The sequence below is a fragment of the Sporomusa acidovorans genome (assembly GCF_900101845.1).
Lineage (GTDB): Bacteria > Bacillota > Negativicutes > Sporomusales > Sporomusaceae > Sporomusa > Sporomusa acidovorans.
The window spans coordinates 99,284-124,798 of record NZ_FNAM01000009.1 but is presented as its reverse complement, the minus strand read 5'-3'; the positions used below and the strand labels follow the sequence as shown (position 1 = coordinate 124,798).

Genomic DNA, 25,515 nt, shown 5'->3' with positions numbered 1-25,515 from the left:
GCTGGTTTTTTTATAAACGGCCGCTGCAGTTTAAGACATTACGAATCTTATGCTGCACCATGCTCTTGATGGCGGCACGGGCTGGTTTGAGGTATTGGCGCGGGTCAAAGTCGGATGGATTTTTGGCGAGATGTTCTCTGATAGAAGCGGTCATGGCCAGCCGGAGATCAGTATCAATATTAATCTTACAAACGCCTAATTTTCCGGCTTTCAGCAGCATATCTTCCGGTACTCCTTGCGCGCCTTTGATTTGTCCACCGAAATTATTGCATTTTTCAACAAATTCAGGCAATACGGTGGAAGCGCCATGGAGTACCAGCGGGAAGTTGGGAAGAAGTTTGGAGATGGTTTCAAGACGGTCAAAGTCAAGTTTGCATTCGCCCTTAAATTTATATGCACCATGACTTGTTCCAATGGCAATAGCCAGGGAGTCGACTCCCGTGCGTTCAACAAATTCTACGGCCTGATCGGGATCTGTATATGTAGCGTCTTTGGCGTTGACTTTAACCGCATCCTCAACACCGGCCAGACGGCCAAGTTCCGCTTCGACGACAACATTGCGCTCATGGGCATAGTCTACGACTTTTTTAGTTAGTGCAATATTTTCTTCAAACGGTAGTTTGGAACCGTCAATCATAACGGAAGAAAATCCGCCGTCAATACAGGATTTGCAAATATCGAAATCTTCACCGTGATCCAGATGTAAGCAAATAGGTAAGCCGGAATCTTCCAAAGCAGCTTCCACCAGTTTGATCAGATAGACGTGTTTAGCATATTTGCGGGCGCCGGCCGATACCTGAAGAATGAGCGGAGCCTGTTCCTCTTTGGCGGCGTCAACAATGCCCTGAATGATCTCCATATTGTTGACATTAAACGCACCTACAGCATACTGGCCCTCATAGGCTTTTTTGAACATCTCTTTCGAAGTGACTAATGGCAAGGGTATCCCTCCTATATTTTTCCATAAACCGGAAAAATTATTATAGCACATTTCCAATTCATTATACCATATTTATAATCTACCCGCCAAGTTGGGTTATTAAATGGGTAAGATCGGCCGGCAAAGGGCTTACGATGCAAAATGGTTGTTTGGTAACCGGATGAAGCAAGCTCAATTTGGCTGCATGTAAAGCTTGGCGGTGAATTAAATTAACCGGGCCGCCGTACAAATCATCTCCCAATAAAGGACAACCGATATAACTTAAGTGAACCCTTATTTGATGAGTACGTCCGGTTTCCAGCATAATTTTAAGCAAACAGGCGCTGTCAAAAGTGGCAAGCACGTTATACCGGGTAATAGCTTGTTGTCCGTCAGGACAAACGGCACGTTCAATAATACTTCCTGGCTTCCGGCCAATAGGCGCAGTAATTATACCCTGCGGTGGGTTGGGTATCTTTGCAGTGAGCGCCAAATACTGTTTGCTAATTTGCTGTTGATTTTGATTTAGTATATGCTGAATATCAGGCCGCTTGGCAATCAGTACCAGACCTGATGTGTTGCGGTCTAATCGGTTAACCGGGTGAAATCCGTAGGTATTGTTTTGTATATGATAATAATGCATGACGGCATTGCCTAAAGTACCGGTTAACTGAGTGGTTGCAGGATGAACCAGCATACCTGCCGGTTTGTCAACTGCCAGCAACCACTCATCCTCATACAAAATTGAAAGTGGCAGGTCTTCAGGAGGAAGCAAAGAATGATTCGGCCAGGTTGCGGTAATGATGTCACCCGGATAAACTAAGTCGTTGGCAGCTGCTGGGCGATCATTAATCAACAAGCTTCCGCCATTTTTGATTTTGCGCCACCGTGTTAGTGACAAACCGGCCTGACGGCGTAAAAAATCTTTTACCGGTAAGGACGGACAGAGCGTCGGTACTTTGAAATCAGGCATAATTACTCCTTGCTGATATGGTATAGAATAGTATTCGCATTGGTAATAGAATAATCCTCCCAAAAAATATAGGAGGCAGAGTGCCTCCATGTAAGATTTGGAGTATTACATCATATTTTGTACCATACCAATTATTTCGACGGTATGTTCACGTTCCATGGCTACGGATTCTTTGATGTAATCTCCCATTGGGTTTGCCCGCAAACTATAAAAATAGGTAAAACGCCGGTGTCGACGGATAAGCCCCAAAAGAAGTGCCAGAACTAATTGCCTGCTGCCATAAAATTGACGTTGATCGCCATCAGGAGATTCGCATTCTTGCATTTTAAAGCCATGTTTTTTCATAACTGCGGCAAAATTTTCATCGTGTAAGCAAATCATGTGAAGTACATCAAGATAAGCTTCCCAATGATGTTCAGCCATGCTGTTAAGTGCGTCATTTGTACCGTCGTTAGCCTGTTCCGCCGCTGTCAGTGCTGTATGCATAAGCTCCAGTTGCTCAATGGCCTCTTGATGAAGGGTAATCATATGGGTTGGATCAATGGCAACTGACCGTCGACTAAATATTTTTTTCATTAGTACATCATCTCCTAATGCTGAGGCTTGCGATTTTACCGGTGGCCTTTAAAAGGAGCGATGAAGCGAATCATTTTTATCGGTACATGCAGTGAAATAGCACGACGGCAATGAGTACTGTTAACAATGATGTAATCGCAGCCAACATAGCATACGGTACCGCAGAACGTAGCTCCTCTGCGGTCGATCACAGCATCTGTACCAAGGAGGACTTCATCGCCTAAAAAGCAGAGCAGACGGTCTTTAAAATTATCACGCTGCATTTTGTAGGCCATGGGATCTTCCATGAAATCGTCACAGCACATTAAGTCTTTTTCTGGAAAATCGCAACACATCTTATCTTCTGGGCCATACCAATGCGGATATTTAGTTTCCATAAATATTAATGACCTCCTTTATTAACCTTAAATAAAAGTTGTAAATTGTATATATCTCTTACTACTTCAGCATATGAAGGTCAAAAACATAATGTTACAACGTCAATGATTTTGAAAGGAAATAATTAGGCAGGAAAAGAAGTAAGTAATAGCGAATATAAGAATTATCCATAAATTTAGGTAGGTGAATCTTCAAGCAATGGAGTTTATGAAAAATAGCAATATTATTCTTATTGGCTTTCTAGTGTGGGTGATTATTGCACCGCGTGCAGGCAGTCCACGCTATAGTGAACTGTTTTTAGCGTATATGACAGCACTTTTATTCTGTCTGATTGGCAGTTCTGAAATTATGATGATCAAGCCGGTTGCCTTCTTTTTTACATTAGGTGGAGTACTGGCTTTTTGTTATGTCGTAGCGCGTAAAACGATCAGGATAACGATTCGTAAATAAGGAGGTTTTTCTATGACTTCGCCACCGGAAAAAATGCCATTAAAACGAGGGAGAGATGATAATAAGAATAATGAACGGGCTGAAGTCCGCTATTTTAAGGGAGAAGAACAATTTGAACGTTGGCGTAAGGAATTTGTTCAGCATCAAGACTATGAACTTAAATTGGCGTCGGTTAGTAAGCTTAACTATGAGCCGGTCGACTATCAACCCTTGCTAGTGCAGGAACCCTTTCCGGAACTGATTTTAACTGATTATAGTTATCTTATTGATAAAGCAATAACGAAAACGCAGGAAAGCTATGTATATCCTATGGGGACCCGGATTGCACTAATAGTTTCGTTAGTTGTCATACTCGTTATTTTCTTTAGCCCAATTGTTCTTTTATTTACGGCAGCCTTGGGAGTCGCTACGGCAGTATCCCTGTATTTTACTCAAAGAGACAAGGAAGCAGCTGTTAAAAATGCTGCACAGGAAGCCAGTGAAGAAATAGCCAGACGTAACGAACAAGAACGGCAGGCATATGACGAAAAGAAACGCCAGCATGAAGTACAGGAAACAGCTCGTATCGCACTCATTCAACAATTATTGGCCGGTGAACCGAGTGCTGTGAGGGCCAGACTTGATGAGGTGTTGAGTCATTTGAAACTGCCGGTAGTGGTTGAAGTTGACATTGATTTTTACGCTGATATACCCTTAATTAAGGTTTGGCTGCCGTCAAAAGCGGTTATTCCTAAACAAATTTGCGAAATGTTGCCTTCGGGTCGTCTTCAATTTCAGGATAAAGACACCAGAGTGTTCAATAAGCAATATTTTGAGCTATGCAGTGCAATTATTCTGCAGGTAGCTTCTACTATTTTCGCCAATATACCATCATTTCAGGAGGCCTATGCTGCTGGAATTATAAAAAATGAACTGACTGATGATTGCGTATTGGCAGTAAAAGTTCCCAGAGAGAATATTGATACCATCATGCGTTCTCGTAGTGCGATTACTGCTTTACAAGCATTCGATACAGTATATGAATGTGATACCGCATTGTCTCTTTCTCCCGTAGATATGCTGTGCCCGCCCGAGTGGGAGGGAGTTGATAAACAGCAGATAAAAAGCCTTAAGATTAGAATTTTAACCTAAAAGGTAGGGCTTATGGGAAGGCTTTAAGCCAATTACTGTAGAATAATTATATAGGACGCTCTTGAGAGCCAGGGAGCTTATCCCTGGCTCTTTTACATTATCAGCGACTAGGGCTTCTGCCGACGTCCTGAGGGACTTGGCACCAGCCAAGTCTCTTCTTATATAGAGGAGCTTGCGTGACATAACGTAAAAATGTATATGAGTAGGTGAAACTATGGGGCAGTTTATTACCAAGCCATGCAACGTAAAAGACGTTGTTCCAGGTATGACCGTAGGTAAACCCGTTTTAGGCAATAATGGTCGTGTACTTTTAAGTGAGGGTATCATACTTTCACAGCGCATTATTGAACAAATTACTAACTGGGGGCTTCAACAGATTGATATCCAGGAAATTAACCAGTCGGTAGTTGATCATGTACAAGAGCTTGAAGAATGCGCGCGGCAAACTCGGGAAAATTATGAAAATTCTTTAGACAAGTTAAAAATTTACTTTGAGCAGACACGGCGCTATAAAAAATTGGCAGTCGCATCTATGTGGGAACTAGCCCATACGTTAATTGGACAATTGACCAATACACGGGGAATTATATCGTTTTTGCTGATGCTGGAGCGCAAAGATGATTATACACTGCACCATTCTTTAAATGTCTCCATATTGGCGGGTGTATTAGGAAAATGGCTTGGTGTCACTGGGCAAGATTTAGAAGACTTAATACTATCAGGGCTAATGCATGATACCGGCAAAGCCTTAGTCGATATAAATATACTCAATAAGCCGGATAAATTATCCAAGAAGGAACTTGAAGTTATGCGGTATCACCCGATACTTGGCTATGAACTTTTACGTGATAATCAAGAACTTTCAGAAGCTATACGACTGGGTGTTCTGCAACACCATGAACGAATGGATGGCAGTGGTTACCCACTGAAACTTTCAGGTGGGCAAATTCATTATTTTGCCAAGATTATTGCTATCATTGACATTTATGACGCGATGACTTCTGATCGGGTTTATAAAAGTAAGGTCGATCCTTTTAGTGTTATTGAAACATTGAACAGCGAAATGTTTGGTAAAATTGATGCGGAATTCTGTGCCGTATTCTTACAAAATATTAGCAACTATTTAACAGGAAAATTTATGCGGTTACACGATGGCCGGGTTGCTGAGGTTGTCTACTTTGATAGTGTCAGCCACAGCCGACCGGTGGTCAGGACAGAAGATAATGAATTTATTGATTTAAATAGGAATAAAGATATAAGGATCGATGAAGTTATAGATGTCTGATTGTTCAAACAATTGAATAGTGCTATAATATAGATAAGTACCAGGGAGAACTGCATATAATATACCGGGAGGTTGAGTGTATGCAGAAACTGCTGTTAGTCATAGCTTGCTGTTCGATTGTATGGAATTATGATATTCCCCAGCGGTATAGAAGTTATGAAAAAGGCCAAGTACTTTGTGGTCGCCGGTTAATTCGCTTGGCGTTATTAAAGATGGCAAGACGTGTCGGTTCAAAGGTTGCCCGGCGTTTAACACTGGGACTCATCTTTTTGACATGGATAATTCTTTCCTGCTATTTTATTGCCATTAGTGCTGCTTTTCCCACAATTGGCCTTACAGTTGTGGCATTGCTGGCCGCAATTTTGGGAACCATTGCCTTGTGGCAGGATATGGCTGGTGCTTATCGGAACTTTACGGAATGGTGTTACAATCAGGAAGATAGCATTATTTTAGTTACTAAAGGCTGTTGGGAGATTATCCTTGCAGGCTTAATTTTTATCAATTTATTCTTAGACAAGTAAAAAAATACAATTTTGTCCACTTGTAGAAGGATATTGTACTTGTATGGAGAATATAAACTGCCATGCTATTATATACTGTAGAACAAAGGGGGATAGGCATGGCAGTAATTGTAAAAAAATTTGGCGGCAGCTCAGTGGCTACACCAGATAAAATTATGGCGGTTGCCAGGCGGGTATTACGGGAAAAAAAACCTGACGATAAAATTGTCGTTGTAGTATCAGCGATGGGGGATACTACAGATGATTTAATAAGTTTGGCGAAAGCAATAACGGACAAAACTTATGGGCGTGAGATGGACATGCTTTTGGCAACCGGTGAACAAGTTTCCATTGCACTCTTAGCCATGGCATTTGTTGAGCTTGGCCATGAAGCAGTGTCGATGACCGGTTTTCAGGCGGGTTTTACAACCAATGAGATGTTTAACAAAGCAAAAATTACGGGGATTAATACGGATAGGATTTGGGAAGAATTTAACGCAGGCAAGATTGTGGTTGTGGCAGGCTTTCAGGGATTGACGCAAAGGGGTGATATCACTACTTTGGGCCGAGGTGGTTCTGACACCACGGCAGTAGCGGTAGCCGCCGGCCTTAAAGCCGATCATTGCGAAATCTATACGGATGTCGATGGAATTTATTCTTCTGACCCCAGGGTTGTTCCAGATGCCAGACGAATGAAAGAAATTACGTATAATGAAATGCTTGAAATGGCCCGGCTGGGAGCCGGTGTAATGCATCCACGTTCCGTAGAATTGGGTAAGCATTATGGTATGCCTATTCACGTCCGCTCTACATTTACGAATGAGCCAGGTACATTTATCAGGGAGGAATATACAATGGAAGAAAAAGAGTTTGTTATTCGTGGTGTAACGCATGATACGAATGTCGCGAAAATAGCTGTTTTAGGAGTACCGGATCAGCCGGGAATTGCCTATAAAATATTCTCGACTCTGGCCGCAGCAAATATTGATGTAGATATGATCGTTCAGAGTGTTCGCGTAATGGATAAACACATTATTGACATGGTATTCACAATTGCACAGGGAGATGTTCCCCAGGCAAAAAAAATTATGGAGAAACTGAACAGTCAAATGGATTTTAGCGGTCTTAAGATTGAAGAAAATGTTGCCAAGGTCTCTGTAGTTGGTGCCGGTATGTTAGGCAATCCGGGTATTGCGGCTGCAACATTTGGCGCGCTGGCCGATGCCGGTATTAACATTGAAGTTATCAGTACTTCCGAGATTAGTATTTCGTGTCTGATTGACTCAAGTAAAGTAAAAGAAGCCGTAAACGCGATCCATTCCCGCTTTTTCCCTGCATAAAACCGATAATAAATGTATGACAGTCTGATAAAAAGGACTGTCTTTTTTTTATGTAAATTTAACAAAGTCATATAAAAAGGAACTGTTAAGACTACATTAATTTACCAAGAAGTTTATTTGTCAAATAAGAAGGAATTATGTCGAAACAGGCGAATTACATAAAACATAAAGCAGTAAACAAAAAGTGCTGCTTGAAACCTAAGGAAAGTTCCTCTCACCATGAAGGGAGAAGGTAACAGGATAGCTTGTTAGGCTAAGCAACTGGATTAGAGATAAGCAAGGCAGTTATGAGGAAACGTGGACACTCATAGTTAATTGGCTTATCTTCCTCCAACAAATAGTCTGGATAAGTTATCTCCGTAGGCGTACCGGTTTTCGGAGATTCAAAATATTCCAATTAATTAGGAGGAAAGATGCAAATGAAAAAGAAACTGCTTGCTGCTGCCGTTATGGCTGCCCTGACGCTCTCGACTGCTTCCGTATTCGCTGCTGCTCCTACTTTTTCCGGTGACGCTAATATTGAATGGAATAACCAAACTGATAGTGCTAGCAATTATTTGACTAATCGCATTCGCTTGAACATGGACGCCGGCATTGATGATACTTTCTATCTTCACAGCCGTGCAAGAATGGATAACAATCTGAAACATGGCGACGGTGACCATAACGTAACATTTGATCAAGCTTACCTTGGCGCGAAACTTAATAATTTTGATATTAAAGCTGGCCGGCAGTCGTTATATTCCGGCAAAGGCTTGTTGATGGATGATGATAACTTTAGTGGCGTACAAGTAGGCACCACTTTAGAAAATGTTAAATTAAGCGGATTCTATGGCCATGATAAAGATGCCAAAGAAATTTCCTTGGCAGAAATGGCAACTTCTTTTGGCAAAGTTAATTTTGGTGCTAACTATCTTAAACAAGATGACACCAAATACTGGGGCGTAAATGCTGCAACTCAAATTACCGATAATGCAGTGTTCAATCTTGAGTATGTAAAGAATTCTGACACCAGTGCTAACGGATATCTTGCTGAAGTGAAATTTGGTAACGCTGCGAAAAAAGGTGACGTGGATTATTCCTTAATATATCGTGATATTGAAGCAGGTGCGATTGATAATCACACTACTAATGGTAACTATATGGATTCCAAAGGATTTAAAGTAAAAGCCAATTACAAAGTATCTGATAATGCTAACCTTGCCGTATATCATGATATGGGTAAAAATAATACCACCGACGCTGATCAAAAACGTACTAACGTAGAATTTTCCGTTAATTTCTAGTTATTAACTTATTTTACCAAAAGCGGCTCAATTGCGAGCCGCTTTATTTTTTCCAAGTAACCCATAACTTACATGGCATCAATTATTAAATAAGAGACAACCTATAAACAGGCACCAAAAATAAATTAAATGGAGGTTTTGCGTAATGTCAAGGAGTAAAAAACCAGTGAACCCTGCAGCGCAAAGTGGCCTCGATCATCTGAAAGAAGAAACGGCTGCCGAATTAGGATTGAAAGATTACAAAAACACGTACAAAGGTGCTCTTACCTCGGCTGACAATGGCCGGGTAGGCGGACAAATGGTTCGCAAAATGATTCAGTCTCAAGAAACTCAGTTTGGGCAAGGCAACACGCAAGCTACCGGCAGCACCATGACAGCCAAACAAGACATTAATCAACAACCCTAAGCAGGCGGAAGCCTGCTTTTCATATTGTAAAATCTGATATTCATCAATAAAAAACTGATATTTGCTAAATTTTTAACAGGAAATATAATGGCATAACCAGAATAAGTACATAATAGGCATAGCACCCATCATTTTCTAGGATATAGATTAGATACACCTGCTAAGCAAAGGAGGGTATTATTTGGAAGCCGTACTAATAAAAAAAATGTCCCAACATGTTGGACAGCAAGTGACTGTGCAAGGCTGGGTTTATAATCAGCGATCATCCGGTAAGATTATCTTTCTTATTATCAGGGATGGCTCCGGACTCATGCAAGCTGTGGTTGTTAAACAGGAAATCGGTGAGGAACTGTTTAAAAAAATCAGGAGTCTAACCCAAGAGAGCTCAGTTCGCGTGAAAGGGCTTGTACGGGAAGAGCCCCGGTCAGTTGGCGGTTACGAAATGAATGTAACTTCCTTAGAGATTGTTGGAGTTGCCGAGGATTACCCGATTACTCACAAAGAACACGGTGTTGATTTTTTGGCAGAACACCGTCATCTCTGGATTCGTACACCGCGTCAGGCGGCCATATTGCGTATTCGTTCCGAGATTGAACACGCACTCAGGAACTTTTTTTATGAGCGCGACTTTATCCTGGCTGATGCGCCAATCATAACACCGGCGGCCTGTGAAGGTACGACGAACTTATTTGAACTTGACTATCACGGCGAAAAGGGCTATTTATCGCAAAGCGGCCAACTGTATAATGAAGCGAACGCGATGGCTTTAGGCCGTATTTATTGTTTTGGCCCAACTTTCCGGGCAGAGAGGTCTAAAACCCGCCGGCATCTGCTGGAATTTTGGATGATCGAAGCGGAAATGGCCTACTATGATATTGACGATAACATGAAGCTCCAAGAGGAAATGATAGGCTATGTAATTCAGCGTGTGCTGGACAAATGCCTGAGTGAGCTTAAAACGCTGGAACGTGATGTCGAGAAACTGAAAGCCATCAAATTGCCATTTCCACGGATTAGTTATACCGAAGCAGTAGAAATTTTAAAACAGGCTGGAGAAGAGTTTACTTGGGGAGATGATTTTGGCGCTCCTCATGAAACCATTATTTCCAGTCACTTTAATGCGCCGGTATTTGTTCATCGCTATCCAACCGCGATCAAAGCATTTTATATGAAACCTGACCCGGATAATCCTGAAGTTGTACTGGGAGCCGATTTATTGGCGCCTGAAGGCTATGGTGAAATTATTGGCGGCGGCCAGCGTATTGATGATTTGACATTATTAAAACAGCGGATTGCGGAGCACAAGCTGCCTGAAGAAGCTTTTGCGTGGTATCTTGATCTAAGACGGTTTGGTACAGTGCCACATTCCGGTTTTGGGTTAGGTCTTGAACGGACTGTTGCCTGGTTGTGTGGCCTTGAGCACATACGCGAAACGATTCCATTCCCGCGTATGCTGCATAAAATGTATCCATGATTTTTGAATAACGGGAGGAGATAAAATGACGTTAAGTCTTGCCGCACCACATGCTAAAGGAAAATTTGCGACTGATAAGATCTTTGGGGCCTCGGCAGCAGCCAATAAGGATGCTGCCCAATATGGCAAAGATAAAGTTGTCAACGCTACTATTGGCGCAATCCTGGATGACAAGGAAGCGCTGGTATGTTTGCCTACAGTGGAAAAGGTTTACCGCAGCCTGCCAATTAATGAAGTGATTAACTATGCGCCTATTGCTGGTCTGCCTGAGTTTTTGGAGGCTGCCACAAGTTTGGCTTTTGCCGATAATCGGCCTGAAGCTTATACGAGTGCCGTAGCAACTTCCGGCGGCTCAGGGGTCATACATCATACGGTTGCCAATTACACAGAGATTGGGGATACTCTGCTAACTTCCGACTGGTTCTGGGGTCCGTATAAAGTGTTGTGTCAAGATGCTTTGCGCAAGTTGGACACCTATACTTTGTTTGATGAAAAACAAAATTTTAATACTAAATCCTATGAAAGCAAAGTTGCAGAACTGTTAAGAAAACAAAACAGCCTGGTTACTATTATTAATACCCCGGCACATAATCCTACCGGCTATAGTTTAAGCAACAGCGATTGGGACAGTTTGTTGGATGTAGTTAAAAATGCGGCTAAAGACCAGTCCAAACGCTTGATACTGCTGGTGGATATTGCTTATATTGATTATGCGGGCGAGAAAAATGAGTGCCGCGCATTCATGAAAAAGTTTACTAATTTACCGGACAACGTGCTTATTATCCTGGCTTTTAGTATGTCCAAAGGCTACACTATGTATGGGCAGCGCACAGGTGCGATGATCGGCATTTCCCCCAATAAGGATGTTGCCCGGGAGTTTGCCGATATTAACCAATTTACCAGCAGGGCTACCTGGTCTAATATTAACCGGGGATGCATGCGGCTTTTAGCGACCATTTATAATGATAAGACCATTATGGCGCAAGTGGAGAAAGAACGCGCACAATACTATGGACTTATCCATGCGCGGGCGGATATTTTTGTCCGCGAGGCCAAAGCAGCTAACCTGCACATGCTGCCATACATAGCCGGCTTCTTCCTGACTGTCCCGGCTAAGGATCCTGACGCCGTATGCAATAAGTTGCACGAAGACCATATCTTTGCTGTACCGCTGGGAAAAGGAATTCGTATTGCCGTATGTGCCGTTCCGTCATTTAAAATAACCGGAATGGCTGCCAAAATGGCTCAGGCCATGGCTGAAGTCGAAAAGTAAAATAAACTTGGCAATGAATAGTATAGATTACCATTATTCATTTATTAAAGTGTGGGAAATACTAATAAAAAGGAGGTCGATCCGAATGAGCTGTCAGCACAATAACCTTATCGACGACACTACCCTTGAATTTCCTCGCACCGGCTTTTGGATTGTTCATGTAATAGGGGCCTTTTTTTTGGTATTACTCGGGATGCGTTTGGCAGTAAGAAGAGCACCGTTGCCAATCATCGCCTACCGCTTGCTGAAAATGTTGCGATAAGTACTTTTCTAAAAAGGAAACCTGGCGCAGCGATATTGCTGAGGCCAGGTTTCTTTATGTGGCACTGTAATTTAATGCAGGAAATGGGGTCATATGGTTGAATAATACATAGAGTGTATAGAGAGTTTTATCCGCATAAGGAGGCCTTTTAGGTGTCAGAGAAAATAGTAATTACTTTTTCTAATGGCCGTACCGAGGAGCATGACAAAGGCGTTACATTACTGGAATTGAGCCGGGATGCCGCCCATAGGTACACAACACCGGTAGTGGCCGCAAAAGTGAACAATGAAATTAGAGATTTGCAAATTGTGTTAGAGCAGGATAGTACAGTTGATTTTATTGATCTCCGCAGCGATGCCGGGATGAAGGTTTATCAGCGCAGCATGACTCTGGTTATGATTGTAGCTGCACAGGAACTATTTCCCGGTTGTGAAGTGACGGTGGAGCACTCTTTGAGTAAAGGGTTATACTGTGAACTGCACCATGGACGGGATGTGACACCGGAGGATATTGTCCAGTTAGGGAAGCACATGCGGCAGATCATTGCCGAAGATCGCCCGATAGTTCGCAAAGTACTGTTAAAAACGGAAGCCATCGAGCTGTTTAAGGCCGCCGGCCGTACCGAAAAAGTCAGCCTGCTAGAGCAGATTGGCAGGGAGCAGGTAAGTATTTATTATTGCGGTCAGGTGTATGATTACTTATACGGGACAATGACGCCGTCTACCGGGTATTTGAAAGTATTCGAGCTTAAATATTATCCGCCGGGAATTATTTTACGGTTGCCTGAAAAGGAAAGTCCGGATAAATTGCCCGAATTTAACGAAAATCCAAAGTTATTTAAAGTGTTTCAGGAAGGGGCAGAATGGGGCAATATCTTGCGTTGCGGTTATGTGGCTACTCTTAATGAACGCACGAAAACAGGGGGGATCCGAGATATTATCCGGGTAGCGGAAGCATTGCACGAGAAAAAAATTGCGCAAATTGCCGATTTTGTTTCCGCGCACCGTAACGAAGTCCGTGTGATTTTAGTAGCTGGACCTTCTTCCTCAGGGAAAACAACCTTTGCCCAGCGTCTCAATATTCAGTTAAGAGTAAATGGCGTGTGGCCTGTACCTGTTTCTCTGGATGATTACTTTGTTGATCGTAATAATACACCGCTTGATGAAAATGGAGACTATGATTTTGAAGCTATTGAAGCCATTGACTTAGAATTATTTAACTCTCATTTGGCCCGAATCTTAGCCGGGGAAGAAGTTGAGATGCCTACCTTTAATTTTAAAACAGGACAACGGGAATACCGGGGCCACCGGATTAAAGTGGATAAAGGCCAGCCTTTAATCATTGAAGGCATTCATGGCCTTAATGAACGTTTGACAAGTGCCGTTCCCCGGCATTGTAAAATCAAAATTTATATTAGTGCGTTAACACAACTATCCATAGATAGTCATAACCGTATCCCAACGACAGATGCCCGGCTTATTCGCCGCATTGTTCGGGATAGCCAGTTCCGCTCACATGACGCGTTAATGACTCTTAAAATGTGGAATTCAGTGCGAAGGGGCGAGGAACGCAACATCTTTCCCTTCCAGGAACAAGCCGACCTCATGTTTAATTCAGCTCTTATTTATGAATTGGCCGTACTTAAAAAATACGCTGAGCCCCTTTTGGAAAGAGTCACCCGGAAAGAGCCTGAGTATTCGGAAGCGCGCCGGTTGCTTAACTTCCTGGAGTATTTTAAATCAGTAGATGATGATGAAATCCCTCACAACTCTATATTACGCGAGTTTATCGGCAAGTCCTGTTTTGATAAGCATTAAATTGTAAGCCCCTGTCCGTTATTTACGGACAGGGGCTTTGGCTTTTCGCTTTTATTTTGGGGGTGCAGGGTTAAGTTTACGGGCGAGGATGGTCGCCATTTTGCTTGTACCAGTCATAGCGGGCATATCATGATAATGGCCAAGTTTGGCCAGAATTGAATAAACCTGAGGATTTTCGACAGGTGTATGGGCTGGCGCGGCATTACCATAATCGTTTACCCGGGCAGTTCCCTCTTCGGGGGGCAGAAGCCGTCCGGGGCCGCCTACGCAGCCGCCCTTACAAGCCATCCCCTCGATAAAATTGGCCTTTAATTTGCCTGCGCGGATATCTTCCAGGAGTTTCGTGCAATCAGGAATGCCATCCACCTTAATGGGATTAAACTTTTCCGCCCGGCGGGGAATTAGTTTTTCCAGTGTCATGCCTACGGCGGCGCTGACGCCGCCTGTCCGGGCATATATCCGGCCACCCCAGGAAGCTACCGGATTTTCTTCATCCGGTTCTGACGCCGGGTTGATAGTTGCCGCTTCGAGGATCGTAGCAAGTTCCTGGAATGTTAAAACAAAGTCGATAGCGCCTTTAAGATCAGGCAGTTGTGCTTCTGACTTCTTGGCAATACAGGGACCAATGAAAACCACTTTGGCGTCAGGTTCAAGTTCTTTGATTACCCGTCCGGAAGCGATCATTGGTGATACGGATGGTGATATATGAACCATTAAATCAGGAAATTTGTTTTCAATTAATTTGATCCAGATCGGGCAGCAGCAGCTTGTGATTAAAAAGTCGTGTTCACCCTTGACATGCTCATTGTACTCAAAGGCTTCCTTGATGGTAACCAAATCGGCGTATAAAGCTGTTTCTACCATTTCACTGAACCCCAATTTTAACAGGGCGCTTCGCAATTTACCGGCTGTTACTTCCGCTCCAAATTGACCGGCAAAGGCAGGAGCTACCGATGCGTATACTTTGTGTGTATTTTGACGCAGTAAATTGATGAGCGGAACAAACTGGGACTTGTCTGTCAAATTATCAAACCTGCAGGCCTGGGCGCATTGGTCGTCTGTTTTGCATTGATTTTTGTCAATGGAGGCCTGTCCCAGTTCGTCCCGGGTGATTGTGCTAAGCGGGCAGTGGGTTTCGCAGGCAGTGCCCTGGCAATTTTCATAAATCTGCAGGTTGCTGATCGCAGCCGGTTCACTGCCCATGCCCATGAGAGCCTCTTCGTCATACTCATTAATTACTTCTTCGGAATTATTAGGCTCCAGCCCCATGGCCAAACGAATTTGGTTGGCGACAAGGCGGCGCGTTGCCTTATCTTCAAACTCCCGCTGTAATAAATGACATATTTCTTCTTTACGTTCAAATAACTGGCCTTCCCAGGCGGCTTTTGCCACTTGATACAGGATTCTTGGACGAATATTGAGATCAGGAGGGTTGTTTTTTGCCATATTTATTATCACCTGTAAATATATATTTTTTGCTACTCTATATGGATACGGTTCTGTCTGGTTAGTTTATGTAATTTTTATTTTTGTAGTATAGCATTTTGGCTTATTGTTGAAGAGACATGGTAAAGGAAGCGTAAATGGATGAATGTCTGATTGCGCGAACAAACTAAACTATGAGGTGAGACCCATGGAAAAAGTTTGTCCGTTGTGCAATGCCCTGCAGGCAATTGTCGAAACATGCCCCTACTGTGGAGGAAAAATGGTTGACGGCGGTTCGATTAGCAATTATCTGGGACCCTATAGTCCCTATATGGATAAAGAATCCCTGCCTCTTCAATCAGAAGATTATTGTTTGCATGTAATCTATTGTCCAGTTTGTGCGTATGATACCCGGATGGCGTTGGCGTTGGTGGCAATATAAGGGTATAAAAGGCGAATTTGGGCAGATACTAACAAAAAATAAAGGAGTGAATAACCTTATGTCCAATCCAATAGTTAAATGCACTGTTGATCAATGTACCCATTATATGCCCGGAGATCAATGCATGGCCGCCAAAATCAGTGTGTATAATGATGCCATGAAAGGAACATCGGCCAAGCCGCAGGATACTCTGTGCCGCGCTTTTCATCACCGTAAAACAATGGGTGATATGGTTGGCGCTTTGCATAATGCCAACATTGGAGGAACGGTATCAGCGGCCTTCATGGAAGGTACGCAGATCACTCCGGCAGTAGAATGTTTTGTCAATAATTGCAAGTTTTGGCAAACGGGCAATTATTGCAATGCGGAACATATTCATGTCGCCGGTCCGAATGCTTCCAAGACAGCGGATACTGACTGTGATACTTTTGAAAATAACAGATAATTTTTTCAATAGATAACGCCGGAGCGGTTGGCTCTGGCGTTATCTGTTTAGTGTTTATGGCAGCCGCAATCACAGTTTTCATCATGGTCAACAATTTCAATGCAGTCAAGCTGAGCCTTTACCTGTGCTTTTATATGATCAATATAAAGGCGGCGAAGCTCAGCCTGTTCAGAGCGTTCTTCATCGGTAAGACCAACCTCGCGGCTTTTTTTGGCCAAAGCGTTTATTCTGGCAATTAATTCTGGAGTTATCATTAAGCAATCCCTCACTTTTTTTGTCTGTTTAAACGAATCAGGAAATAAAAAATTTTGTTGGATTTCCTGTATAAAAATATATTTATAAACTATTTATAAAAAATACTAGCAAATTATTGACAAATGTGCAAGCAGGAATGAAAATAATAATTAAAAGATAATTATTTTTAAAATTTTTTTATAGGAGCGAGAAAGAATATGACTAAATGGCGTTGTAAGGTATGCGGGTATATCCATGAAGGAAAGGAACCACCGAATGAATGCCCAATTTGCGGTGTTGGCGCTGAGGAATTTGTTGCCTATGCAGAAAATGTGATGGAGCAAAAGAAAGCTAAGCGTTGGAAATGCACGGTATGTGACTACGTACATACGGGGGATACGCCGCCTGCCAAATGCCCGCTGTGCGGTGTTGGTGCCGAACAATTTGTATTGTTACTGGATGATAATGTGGCACTGACGGATCAGGCCGTGCTAACAGCCGGACTTGATACCGTCAACTCGGCCTTGGACAAAATAAGTTATGGTCTTTATGTCGTCACTTCCGTTAAAGATAACAACATCAACGGACAATGTTGTAATACGGTGTTTCAATTAACCAGTAAACCGTTGCGTATTTCAGTATGTCTTAATAAAAGGAATCTTACGCATGACTATCTAATGAGCAGTGGTATTTTTGCCGTGTCGATGCTGGGCACGGAACAAATGGAGGCTGTTCGGCAATTTGGTTACCAATCAGGACGAAATGTGGATAAATTCGCTAATGTTGAATATATTCCCGGACAAAACGGCTGCCCCATACTGAAAGACTGTCTTGCTTATGTGGAAGCGAAGGTTTTGCCAGACAAGACGGTAGATGTAGGATCACATACGTTATTTATTGCCGATGTAACTGCCGGCAGAATGGTGGCAAACGACGAAGTACTGACATATAGTCTTTATAGAAGCAAAAAATGATGAGATTATATAGCGTACATCTAAAACGCAGCAGGCAGCAGGCATAGTATACGTGTTGGCTTCCTAGAATCTCTTTGACTGAGGTATAAATTGCCTGCAAAAATTTAACGCGTTGTCAAAAGCAAATACGATTGTGAGGGTGAATAGCTTTGTATGATTTAATCATTATTGGCGGAGGCCCTGCCGGCATGACAGCCGCTGTGTACACAGCGCGTAAAAGATTGAAGGCACTTATGTTGACAAAAGAATTTGGCGGTCAACCCATGTGGACTATGGATATTGAGAATTATATGGGCTATCAGTTTATTACCGGACCGGAGCTTATGGAAAAGTTTGATGAGCAGGTAAGAAAGTTCCCTATCGACATTAAATATGAAGAAGTTACCGGGTTAACTCAGGGCACGGACGGAACTTTTCATGTAATCAGTGATGGTGGTAAGTATCAGGCCCAAGCCGTTATTGTCGCTTCGGGAAAACGGCCACGCCGCTTGGAAGTGCCGGGGGAAGCTGAATTTATTGGCAGAGGAGTCAGCTTTTGCGCTACTTGTGACGGACCTCTCTATGCCGGCAAGCATGTAGCTGTGGTTGGCGGCGGCAACTCCGCCTTGCAGGCTGCCATTGAACTTAGCGGCGTGGCGGAAAAGGTTTATCTTATATCCTTGCATGGCTATAACGCTGACCCCATTGTTATTGAAAGACTTAGGGAGTTAACTAAACCTGTTATTGAATTCAGCGGTTACACAACGACTGAAATCAAAGGAAGCGAGGCCGTAGAGTCACTTATAATCAGCAACAATGAGACTAAGGCGCAAACCGAGCTTGCCATCCAGGGAGTATTTGTGGAAATTGGTTTATTGCCGAACTCTGAATTTTGTCAGGACATACTGGCGTTTAACAAATACCGTGAGGTAGTTACCGACTGCCGTACGCGTACTAATATTCCGGGGTTGTTTGCTGCCGGTGATGTGGCCAACGGTCCTGACAAACAAATTGTTATTGCGGCTGGTGACGGCGCAAAGGCGGCAATGGTTGCGTATGAATACTTACTGCATAAACACGGGATAAAATGAATGTAGTCAGCGGACAAATTGACACCTGCTGTGCGTGGCAGGTGTTTTTTCTTTACATACACTTGGCTTTTCCTTAAAATTGAGTATAATATTATCATACCTGTAAACAGATAATAGAAATTTTTGGAGCGTGATGATATGAAAACTGTTATAACAATTGTCGGGCGGGATAGGGTAGGCATCATTGCCATGGTCAGTAACATTTTGGCTGAGAATAATATTAATATCCTTAATATCAACCAGAATATCCTGGAAGGTTTTTTTAACATGGTCATGCTGGTCGATATGTCGCAATCTATTATTAGTCTAAAGGATTTAGGTCAACTGCTTGGAGAAAAAGGGACTGCCATGGGTCTTGATATAAAAGTGCAGCATGAAGATATTTTTAATGTAATGCACCGCGTATAACTATTCTTGCTAATGAGTCTTAAACTTGGAGGCTATACATATGTTTACAATAAAGGACGTTCATGAAACGAATCGCATGATTGAAGAAAACAAGCTTGATATCCGGACAATTACGATGGGCATTAGTTTACGGGATTGCGGTCATCCGGATATGAAGAACTTTTGTCAAAATATCTATGACAAAATTACCCGTACTGCAGAAAAGTTGGTCAAAACAGGGGAAGATATTGAAGCAGAATACGGTATTCCCATTATCAATAAACGTATTTCGGTAACGCCGATTGCCATTGCCGCCGAAAGCTGCCGTGCCGATAGCTATGTCGAAGTAGCCAAGGCGCTTGATGCTGCCGCCAAGGAAGTAGGCGTGAACTTTATCGGCGGTTTTTCAGCGCTTGTGGAAAAAGGATTTACCAACGGAGACCGCATTTTGATTCGCTCCATTCCTGAGGCGTTAGATGTAACGGAACGGGTATGTTCCTCAGTCAATTTAGGTTCCACCAAAGCCGGTATTAATATGGACTGCGTCCGGGAAATGGGCGAAGTCATCAAGCTTACCGCCGAACGCACCAAGGACAGAGATGCTTTGGGGTGCGCCAAACTGGTGGTGTTTGCTAATGTGCCTGAGGACAACCCCTTTATGGCCGGTGCTTTCCACGGAGTTGGTGAACCGGAGGTTGCTATTCATGTGGGCGTAAGCGGGCCGGGCGTGGTCAAACGGGCATTAGAAGATGTACGGGGGCGTGATTTCAGTGCAGTAGCCGAAACTATAAAACGCACTGCTTTCAAAATCACCCGTGTTGGTCAATTGGTGGCGCGGGAAGCATCCAGACGGCTTGGTTATCCTTTCGGTATTATTGATTTATCATTGGCACCGACACCTGCGGTAGGCGACAGTGTAGCCCATATTCTCGAAGAAATGGGATTGGAGAGCTGTGGCGCACCCGGTACGACGGCGGCATTAGCCCTCTTGAACGATGCTGTTAAAAAAGGCGGTTTGATGGCTTCTTCGCATGTGGGCGGTCTGAGCGGAGCGTTTATTCCGGTTAGCGAAGATGCCGGTATGATTGCCGCAGTGGAACGCGGCAGCCTGTCTTTGGAAAAATTGGAGGCCATGACCTGTGTTTGCTCGGTTGGCCTTGATATGATCGCTATTCCCGGTGATACTTCGGCAGCCACCATAGCGGCTATTATTGCCGATGAGGCGGCTATCGGCATGATCAATAACAAGACGACGGCAGTGAGAGTTATTCCCGTACCTGGTAAAAACGTAGGGGATACTGTTGAATTTGGCGGATTGCTTGGCTATAGTCCGATACTGCCTGTAAGCAAATTTAAATCAGACGACTTTATTGCCCGGGGGGGGAGAATCCCGGCGCCGATTCGCAGTTTGACCAATTAACAGGCAATGACAAAAAGGCGAGATTGCCAGATTCTTGTTCGTAGTGGCAGGTACAGCAAAGTTTCCTGACCTACGAGCCGGAAGAAAGCAATCTCGCCTCTTAGTTTTTATAGGAAAACGGTCTTAAAACATTGAATTATGGGTCAGCATTTTCGAATTAAAGGTATTGAACATTTTGGTGTTGAATTAGGCCATGATATACTAAAAAAGGACATAATGTAAATGGGGTGAATCTATGGAACCGGATATTGACCTAGGTCATACACTTGCCAGGCTCAAAGTTCTTGTAAAAGAAATAGGCTTGCTGCAAAAAGAAAATTTAGGAAAAGTTAACTTGGCTATTGATGTAAAATCAACAGCTATTGATATTGTAACCGAAATTGATAAGAAACGGCAACCAGGCGATTGTTGATCAGGTGTTCCAGGAAGTAAAACCGAAATAATACAGGGAGGCTGATTATTACTTTATGAAGAAAGATTTTTGCGAACTGGGCTTAACGCCATCCCTGGTGCAGGGGCTTGCCAAGACCGGGATAACAAAGCCCACAACGATACAAACCAAGGTGATACCGCCAGTTCTGGCAGGCAAAGACCTTATCGGTCAATCGCCCACCGGTACAGGAAAAACCCTGGCCTACCTATTGCCGCTCTTTCAGAAGTTAGATACGAACAAACGTGAGACACAGGCCTTTATTCTCGCGCCGACTCACGAACTTGCCATACAGATTCTGCGACAGATTGAATTGCTGGCGGAACATGCCGGCCTGGCCGTAACGGCAGCCCCCATCATTGGTGATGTTAATATTATGCGGCAGATTGAAAAACTCAAGGAAAAACCGCATATAATTACCGGTTCGAGCGGACGGATTCTTGAATTGGTGCAGAAAAAGAAGATAAACAGCCAAACAGTTAAGACGATTATTCTTGATGAAGTGGACCGGTTGCTTGATGATAAAAATGGTGACAGTGTTAAAGCTGTTATCAAGACCACGCAAAAGGACAGGCAGCTTTTGGCCTTTTCCGCGACAGTGCCGCGGGCGGCGCTTGAACGTGTCACAGCGCTGATGAATGACTCTGTTGAAATCTTATTGTCACAGGATGAGGCCGATAGTAAGCCTGATATCACACACATCTATTTTGTCAGCGAACAGCGGGATAAATTTGAATTGCTGCGCAAGATTGTGCATACCATTCCGATTGACAGAGCGCTGGTTTTTATTAACCGTAGTGACGATGTTGAACTGACAGTGGACAAACTTAAGTATCATAGCTTGTCTGCGGCCGGCATTCATGGCCGGTTTGTAAAAGAGGACCGGAAAAAGGCTATGGAGGGGTTTCGCAGCGGCAGACTTAAGCTGCTGGTAGCTTCTGATTTGGCGGCGCGGGGGCTGGATATCCCGGGTATCGACTTTATTATTAATTTAGACTTGCCGGAAGATCCGGCCGTTTATTTACATCGGGCCGGGCGTACCGGCCGGGCGGGAAAAAGCGGGATTGCGATTTCACTGGTCACACCACGGGAGGCGGCGCTAATACCCCATTACGAAAAATCTTTAAGGATAAAAATACAACCAAAGCAATTGGCTTATGGCAAAGTTTTTGATAAGAAAGCAGGAAAAAAGTCAGGAGTTAGGATTAAGTGAAGTTATATATTGCTGAAAAACCCAGCATGGCAGCGGAGATTGCCAAGTGTCTTCCCGGGCCGGTAAGCCGCAAGGATGGGTACATTACCACCGGCGACGGAGTCATTACCTGGGGTTATGGGCATATTCTCCGCCAGGCGGAGCCGGATGAATATGATCCCAAGTACCAAAAATGGCGGGCGGAGGATTTACCGATTATACCGCAAAGCTGGAAGCTATTAGTGGCCGATTCCTGTAAAAAACAGTTTGAGGTTGTCAAAAGCCTGATTGACCAGGCTACGGAAATCATTCATGCCGGTGACCCTGACCGGGAAGGCCAGCTGCTTATTGATGAAGTACTGGACTATGTGCATAATCAAAAACCGGTTCGCCGGATTTTACTCAATGCATTGGATGAACAGAGCATAAAAAAAGCGATTGCCAGCCTGCGGGATAACAGAGATTTTCAGAACTTAAAGGAATCAGCACTGGCCAGATCGCGGGCCGACTGGCTGATTGGCATGAATTTGTCGCGGGCTTATACACTGGCTGCTCAGCAGGCGGGACACCGGACAACCTTGCCGGTTGGCCGGGTCAAGACGCCGACTCTCGCGCTTGTCGTCCGCCGGGAACGGGAGATAGAGAACTTCAAACAAGTTAAGTATTTTACCGTTAAGGCTGATTTTGATCAGGATGGCACGGTTTTTACCGCTTATTGGAAGCCGCAGGAGGAACAGCCGGGGCTTGATGCCGAAGGACGGCTGGCGGATAAAACCATTGCCAAGGAATTGTTTTCCAGGCTGCAGACGTCTAACGAGCCGGCGACGGTTATTTCCTGCGAAACCACCGAAAAAAGAGAACTGCAGCGCTTGCCGCTGTCGCTTTCGACCCTGCAGGTCATGGCCGGCAAAAAATTTGGCTATGACCCGCAGGGAGTGCTGGATACGGCGCAAAAACTTTATGAGCGTAAGCTGACCAGCTACCCGCGTTCTGACTGTGAATTTTTGCCGGAATCGCAGCAGGAGGATACCGGTGTCATTATTGCTAATCTGAGCAATCTTGCCCAGAATGAACTGGCCGGCTGGGCGGCCAAAGCCGATACTGCTATTGTCAGCCGTGCCTGGAATGACAAAAAAATTACCGCTCACCATGCCATCATACCGACGGTAGTACGCTGTAATTTCGCCGGCTTAAGCGAGACGGAAAGAAACATTTATTTCCTTATTGCGCAGGCGTATATCGCCCAATTTTATCCTGTGCATGTTTATGACCAGACCCGGGCTGAACTTAAGTATGCGGCTGAAGCATTCATAGCCAATGGCCGGATTGTTAAGGAATTAGGCTGGAAAGAAATCTATAGCGCCGATACGGAAGAAAAAAAAGAAGAAGACAGCTCAATGCTGCCAGCTATGGTTAAGGGTGATCAGCCGCGCTTTGTCAAGGCCTCGGCTGAAAAGAAATCAACTAAGCCGCCAGGGCGGTTTACGGCGGCAACCTTGTTGGCCGCGATGAAGGAAATCCATAAATATGTAAAAAATCCTGATTTAAAAAAACAGCTTAAAGATGTGGCCGGTATCGGTACCGAGGCTACTCGCGCCACGATTATCAAGGAATTAATCGAGCGCGGCTTTTTGCGGGAAGAAACTAAACGGAAATATTTGAAACCGACAGAACCGGCGTATTTGCTGGTGGACATATTGCCGGAAGAGATTACTTACCCTGATTTTACCGCATTATGGGAAGATATTCTGCATCAGATGGCTGATGGCAACGCCAGCCTGGATACATTCCTGCTGCAGCAAGCCCGGTTTACGGCCAGCCTTTGCAGTAAAGCCAAACGCATGAGTATTCCGCTTAAAGGTGATCATCCCTGCCCGCGCTGCCGCAAAGGGGTGCTGCAACTGAGAAACGGCAAGCATGGCAAGTTTTGGGGCTGTTCGCGCTATCCGGCCTGCCGGGCTTCCTTTGATGATAAAAATAATAAACCGGACATACCGGCACCGACGGTACGGCAACAAGGGCAAGGCTGATTAGGCCTTGCCCTTCGGTTGCCGCTTACCACGATAAGTTTTGCCGCCGCTTGTTTCGCCGGCAGCTTTTGGCTTGCGGCGGCTTCTTAAATTATTGCCGCCATGACGTGAAGCTTTTTTATCAGACAGATTTTTACCGGCTATTGCCTTTTCCGAAACTTTATTTAGTCCGGTAGGTTTTTCTTTTTTGCTGACATTTTTAATTACCTTTTGCCCGTTGGCTTTATATTTTTCAATTGTTGAACCGATGCCCCGCTCAATTAACCGCAGATACATTTGTTCACCGGGGCTGACAAAGGTAATGGCTGTTCCGGTTTCCCCGGCCCGGCCGGTCCGGCCGATGCGGTGGATATAGCTTTCGGTGTCATGGGGAATATCGTAACTGAAGACATGGGTAACGCCTTCGATATCGAGGCCCCGGGCGGCAATATCAGTGGCAACCAGAAGCTGCAATTTGGCCTCGCTAAAACGCTTCATAACCTGGGCGCGTTTGGCCTGCGATAAATCGCCGTGCAGTTCGTCTGTTTTGTAACCGCGCTGCAGCAGGGCGGTATTGAGTGCTTTGGCACGTTCCTTGGTATGGCAAAAGATGATCGCCAGATACGGCTGGTATTCATCAACCAGGCTGCAGAGCCTGTCCAGTTTATCTGTTTCCGGCAGTTCCATGATAATCTGTTTGATTTCATCTAAGGTAACATTATCACCCTGGATGCGGATATCTGCCGGCTTGGTCATATACCGTGCCGCGAGTGAACGCACTTTGGGCGGCAGCGTCGCCGAGAACAGCAGAGTCTGGCGTTTGGGGGAAGTCAAGCGGATCACCTCTTCGACTTCCTCCAAAAAGCCCATATGGAGCATTTGATCGGCCTCGTCCAGCACGAGTCTGGTTACGCCCGCAAGCATCAGTGTTTTGCGGCGTACATGGTCAAGCAGGCGGCCGGGAGTACCAATGACGAGATGGGGCTGGCCGCGAAGTTTACGGATTTGTTCCTCCACATCCTGACCGCCATAGACGGCTAATACATTGATGGACAACACTTGCGCCAGCTTAGCGGCCTCGGTCTTGATTTGCAGGGCCAATTCCCTGGTGGGGGTGACAATTAGGGCCTGCACATGGGGGGCTGAGTTTCTGATTCTTTCTAAAATTGGCAGTAAAAAGGCCAACGTTTTACCGGTACCTGTTTGCGACTGGGCAATCACATCTTTGCCTGCCAATATAGCCGGAATGGTTTGTAGCTGAACAGGGGTAGGCTGGTTAATGCCGGATTGTTTTAGAAATTGAGCCAGTTCGGGGCGGATGCCCAGAGCTGAAAAATTGGTTGTCATTAAAAACACCTTTCTTTTCTATAATAAATGAGCTGTTATTTCAGTTTGCACAAGCAAAACTAAGGGTATA

Annotated in this window: 27 protein-coding genes; 20 read left to right on the top strand and 7 right to left on the bottom strand. The window is 44.3% G+C overall.

What is annotated here, in order from left to right; all coding sequences use genetic code 11:
* Positions 1 to 10: 10 nt before the first annotated feature.
* From fba to BLR65_RS08730, 4 genes are all read right to left on the bottom strand, one after another.
* Positions 11 to 940 carry a class II fructose-1,6-bisphosphate aldolase gene (gene fba / locus BLR65_RS08745; RefSeq protein WP_093793809.1) on the bottom strand — a complete coding sequence of 310 codons (930 nt, stop codon included), beginning with the start codon at positions 938 to 940 and terminating at the stop codon, positions 11 to 13.
* A 79-nt stretch (positions 941 to 1,019) separates the two neighbouring features.
* Entirely contained in the window at positions 1,020 to 1,892 is an 873-nt protein-coding gene (locus BLR65_RS08740) for an RluA family pseudouridine synthase (protein ID WP_093793808.1), read from the bottom strand.
* A gap of 105 nt (positions 1,893 to 1,997) precedes the next feature.
* A complete protein-coding gene (locus BLR65_RS29650) occupies positions 1,998 to 2,468 on the bottom strand; it encodes a hypothetical protein (protein ID WP_176772713.1) in 471 nt (156 codons plus the stop codon).
* 35 nt (positions 2,469 to 2,503) lie between these two features.
* Positions 2,504 to 2,845 (bottom strand): hypothetical protein, encoded by a 342-nt coding sequence (locus BLR65_RS08730; RefSeq protein WP_093793807.1) that lies wholly within the window; start codon positions 2,843 to 2,845, stop codon positions 2,504 to 2,506.
* Positions 2,846 to 3,044: 199 nt separating this feature from the next.
* Here BLR65_RS08730 and BLR65_RS08725 point away from each other — a divergent pair, with 199 nt between their 5' ends.
* From BLR65_RS08725 to BLR65_RS08680, 11 genes are all read left to right on the top strand, one after another.
* A complete protein-coding gene (locus BLR65_RS08725; RefSeq protein WP_093793806.1) occupies positions 3,045 to 3,296 on the top strand; it encodes a hypothetical protein in 252 nt (83 codons plus the stop codon).
* A gap of 12 nt (positions 3,297 to 3,308) precedes the next feature.
* A complete protein-coding gene (locus tag BLR65_RS08720) occupies positions 3,309 to 4,427 on the top strand; it encodes a hypothetical protein (RefSeq protein ID WP_093793805.1) in 1,119 nt (372 codons plus the stop codon).
* Between the two features lie 214 nt (positions 4,428 to 4,641).
* Positions 4,642 to 5,712: an HD-GYP domain-containing protein gene (locus BLR65_RS08715; protein ID WP_093793804.1), complete on the top strand. Its 1,071-nt coding sequence runs from the start codon at positions 4,642 to 4,644 to the stop codon at positions 5,710 to 5,712.
* Between the two features lie 80 nt (positions 5,713 to 5,792).
* On the top strand, positions 5,793 to 6,233 hold the full coding sequence (locus tag BLR65_RS08710; protein ID WP_093793803.1) for a hypothetical protein: 441 nt from the start codon (positions 5,793 to 5,795) through the stop codon (positions 6,231 to 6,233).
* A gap of 98 nt (positions 6,234 to 6,331) precedes the next feature.
* Positions 6,332 to 7,552: an aspartate kinase gene (locus BLR65_RS08705; RefSeq protein WP_093793802.1), complete on the top strand. Its 1,221-nt coding sequence runs from the start codon at positions 6,332 to 6,334 to the stop codon at positions 7,550 to 7,552.
* A gap of 419 nt (positions 7,553 to 7,971) precedes the next feature.
* Positions 7,972 to 8,838 (top strand): porin, encoded by an 867-nt coding sequence (locus BLR65_RS08700; protein ID WP_093793801.1) that lies wholly within the window; start codon positions 7,972 to 7,974, stop codon positions 8,836 to 8,838.
* A gap of 145 nt (positions 8,839 to 8,983) precedes the next feature.
* Positions 8,984 to 9,244 carry an alpha/beta-type small acid-soluble spore protein gene (locus BLR65_RS08695; RefSeq protein ID WP_093793800.1) on the top strand — a complete coding sequence of 87 codons (261 nt, stop codon included), beginning with the start codon at positions 8,984 to 8,986 and terminating at the stop codon, positions 9,242 to 9,244.
* 181 nt (positions 9,245 to 9,425) lie between these two features.
* Positions 9,426 to 10,718: an asparagine--tRNA ligase gene (gene asnS, locus BLR65_RS08690; protein WP_093793799.1), complete on the top strand. Its 1,293-nt coding sequence runs from the start codon at positions 9,426 to 9,428 to the stop codon at positions 10,716 to 10,718.
* Between the two features lie 25 nt (positions 10,719 to 10,743).
* Positions 10,744 to 11,991, top strand: a complete 1,248-nt coding sequence (locus tag BLR65_RS08685; RefSeq protein WP_093793798.1) for a pyridoxal phosphate-dependent aminotransferase — start codon at positions 10,744 to 10,746, stop codon at positions 11,989 to 11,991.
* Positions 11,992 to 12,076: 85 nt separating this feature from the next.
* Positions 12,077 to 12,253, top strand: coding sequence for a hypothetical protein (locus BLR65_RS29645; protein WP_169717021.1), 177 nt, complete (start codon positions 12,077 to 12,079; stop codon positions 12,251 to 12,253).
* Between the two features lie 152 nt (positions 12,254 to 12,405).
* A complete protein-coding gene (locus BLR65_RS08680; protein ID WP_093793797.1) occupies positions 12,406 to 14,070 on the top strand; it encodes a nucleoside kinase in 1,665 nt (554 codons plus the stop codon).
* A gap of 51 nt (positions 14,071 to 14,121) precedes the next feature.
* On the opposite strand, the gene BLR65_RS08675 is transcribed toward BLR65_RS08680, so the two are convergent.
* On the bottom strand, positions 14,122 to 15,516 hold the full coding sequence (locus BLR65_RS08675) for a [Fe-Fe] hydrogenase large subunit C-terminal domain-containing protein (RefSeq protein ID WP_093793796.1): 1,395 nt from the start codon (positions 15,514 to 15,516) through the stop codon (positions 14,122 to 14,124).
* Positions 15,517 to 15,703: 187 nt separating this feature from the next.
* Here BLR65_RS08675 and BLR65_RS08670 point away from each other — a divergent pair, with 187 nt between their 5' ends.
* Together BLR65_RS08670 and BLR65_RS08665 are read left to right on the top strand one after the other, a co-directional pair.
* Complete coding sequence (locus BLR65_RS08670; RefSeq protein ID WP_093793795.1) at positions 15,704 to 15,937, top strand: hypothetical protein; 234 nt, start codon at positions 15,704 to 15,706, stop codon at positions 15,935 to 15,937.
* Positions 15,938 to 15,995: 58 nt separating this feature from the next.
* A complete protein-coding gene (locus tag BLR65_RS08665) occupies positions 15,996 to 16,382 on the top strand; it encodes a DUF1540 domain-containing protein (RefSeq protein ID WP_093793794.1) in 387 nt (128 codons plus the stop codon).
* Between the two features lie 47 nt (positions 16,383 to 16,429).
* On the opposite strand, the gene BLR65_RS08660 is transcribed toward BLR65_RS08665, so the two are convergent.
* Positions 16,430 to 16,636, bottom strand: coding sequence for a DUF896 domain-containing protein (locus tag BLR65_RS08660; protein ID WP_093793793.1), 207 nt, complete (start codon positions 16,634 to 16,636; stop codon positions 16,430 to 16,432).
* Positions 16,637 to 16,834: 198 nt separating this feature from the next.
* Here BLR65_RS08660 and BLR65_RS08655 point away from each other — a divergent pair, with 198 nt between their 5' ends.
* The 7 genes from BLR65_RS08655 to BLR65_RS08630 all read left to right on the top strand — a co-directional run bounded on the left by BLR65_RS08655 (position 16,835) and on the right by BLR65_RS08630 (position 24,119).
* On the top strand, positions 16,835 to 17,590 hold the full coding sequence (locus BLR65_RS08655) for a flavin reductase (RefSeq protein WP_093793792.1): 756 nt from the start codon (positions 16,835 to 16,837) through the stop codon (positions 17,588 to 17,590).
* A 149-nt stretch (positions 17,591 to 17,739) separates the two neighbouring features.
* On the top strand, positions 17,740 to 18,660 hold the full coding sequence (locus BLR65_RS08650) for an NAD(P)/FAD-dependent oxidoreductase (protein ID WP_093793791.1): 921 nt from the start codon (positions 17,740 to 17,742) through the stop codon (positions 18,658 to 18,660).
* Between the two features lie 138 nt (positions 18,661 to 18,798).
* Positions 18,799 to 19,068 (top strand): ACT domain-containing protein, encoded by a 270-nt coding sequence (locus BLR65_RS08645; protein ID WP_093793790.1) that lies wholly within the window; start codon positions 18,799 to 18,801, stop codon positions 19,066 to 19,068.
* A gap of 40 nt (positions 19,069 to 19,108) precedes the next feature.
* Positions 19,109 to 20,467, top strand: coding sequence for a PFL family protein (locus BLR65_RS08640; RefSeq protein ID WP_093793789.1), 1,359 nt, complete (start codon positions 19,109 to 19,111; stop codon positions 20,465 to 20,467).
* A gap of 235 nt (positions 20,468 to 20,702) precedes the next feature.
* The gene (locus tag BLR65_RS29640; protein WP_169717020.1) at positions 20,703 to 20,879 is read left to right on the top strand and encodes a hypothetical protein; all 177 of its coding nucleotides are present in this window, start codon (positions 20,703 to 20,705) and stop codon (positions 20,877 to 20,879) included.
* Positions 20,880 to 20,934: 55 nt separating this feature from the next.
* Positions 20,935 to 22,110 carry a DEAD/DEAH box helicase gene (locus BLR65_RS08635; protein WP_093793788.1) on the top strand — a complete coding sequence of 392 codons (1,176 nt, stop codon included), beginning with the start codon at positions 20,935 to 20,937 and terminating at the stop codon, positions 22,108 to 22,110.
* The gene (locus tag BLR65_RS08630; RefSeq protein WP_093793787.1) at positions 22,107 to 24,119 is read left to right on the top strand and encodes a DNA topoisomerase III; all 2,013 of its coding nucleotides are present in this window, start codon (positions 22,107 to 22,109) and stop codon (positions 24,117 to 24,119) included. The genes BLR65_RS08635 and BLR65_RS08630 overlap by 4 nt, the downstream gene beginning before the upstream one ends.
* Here BLR65_RS08630 and BLR65_RS08625 read toward each other — a convergent pair whose 3' ends face one another.
* Positions 24,120 to 25,445, bottom strand: coding sequence for a DEAD/DEAH box helicase (locus tag BLR65_RS08625; RefSeq protein ID WP_093793786.1), 1,326 nt, complete (start codon positions 25,443 to 25,445; stop codon positions 24,120 to 24,122).
* Between the last annotated feature and the right edge of the window lie 70 nt (positions 25,446 to 25,515).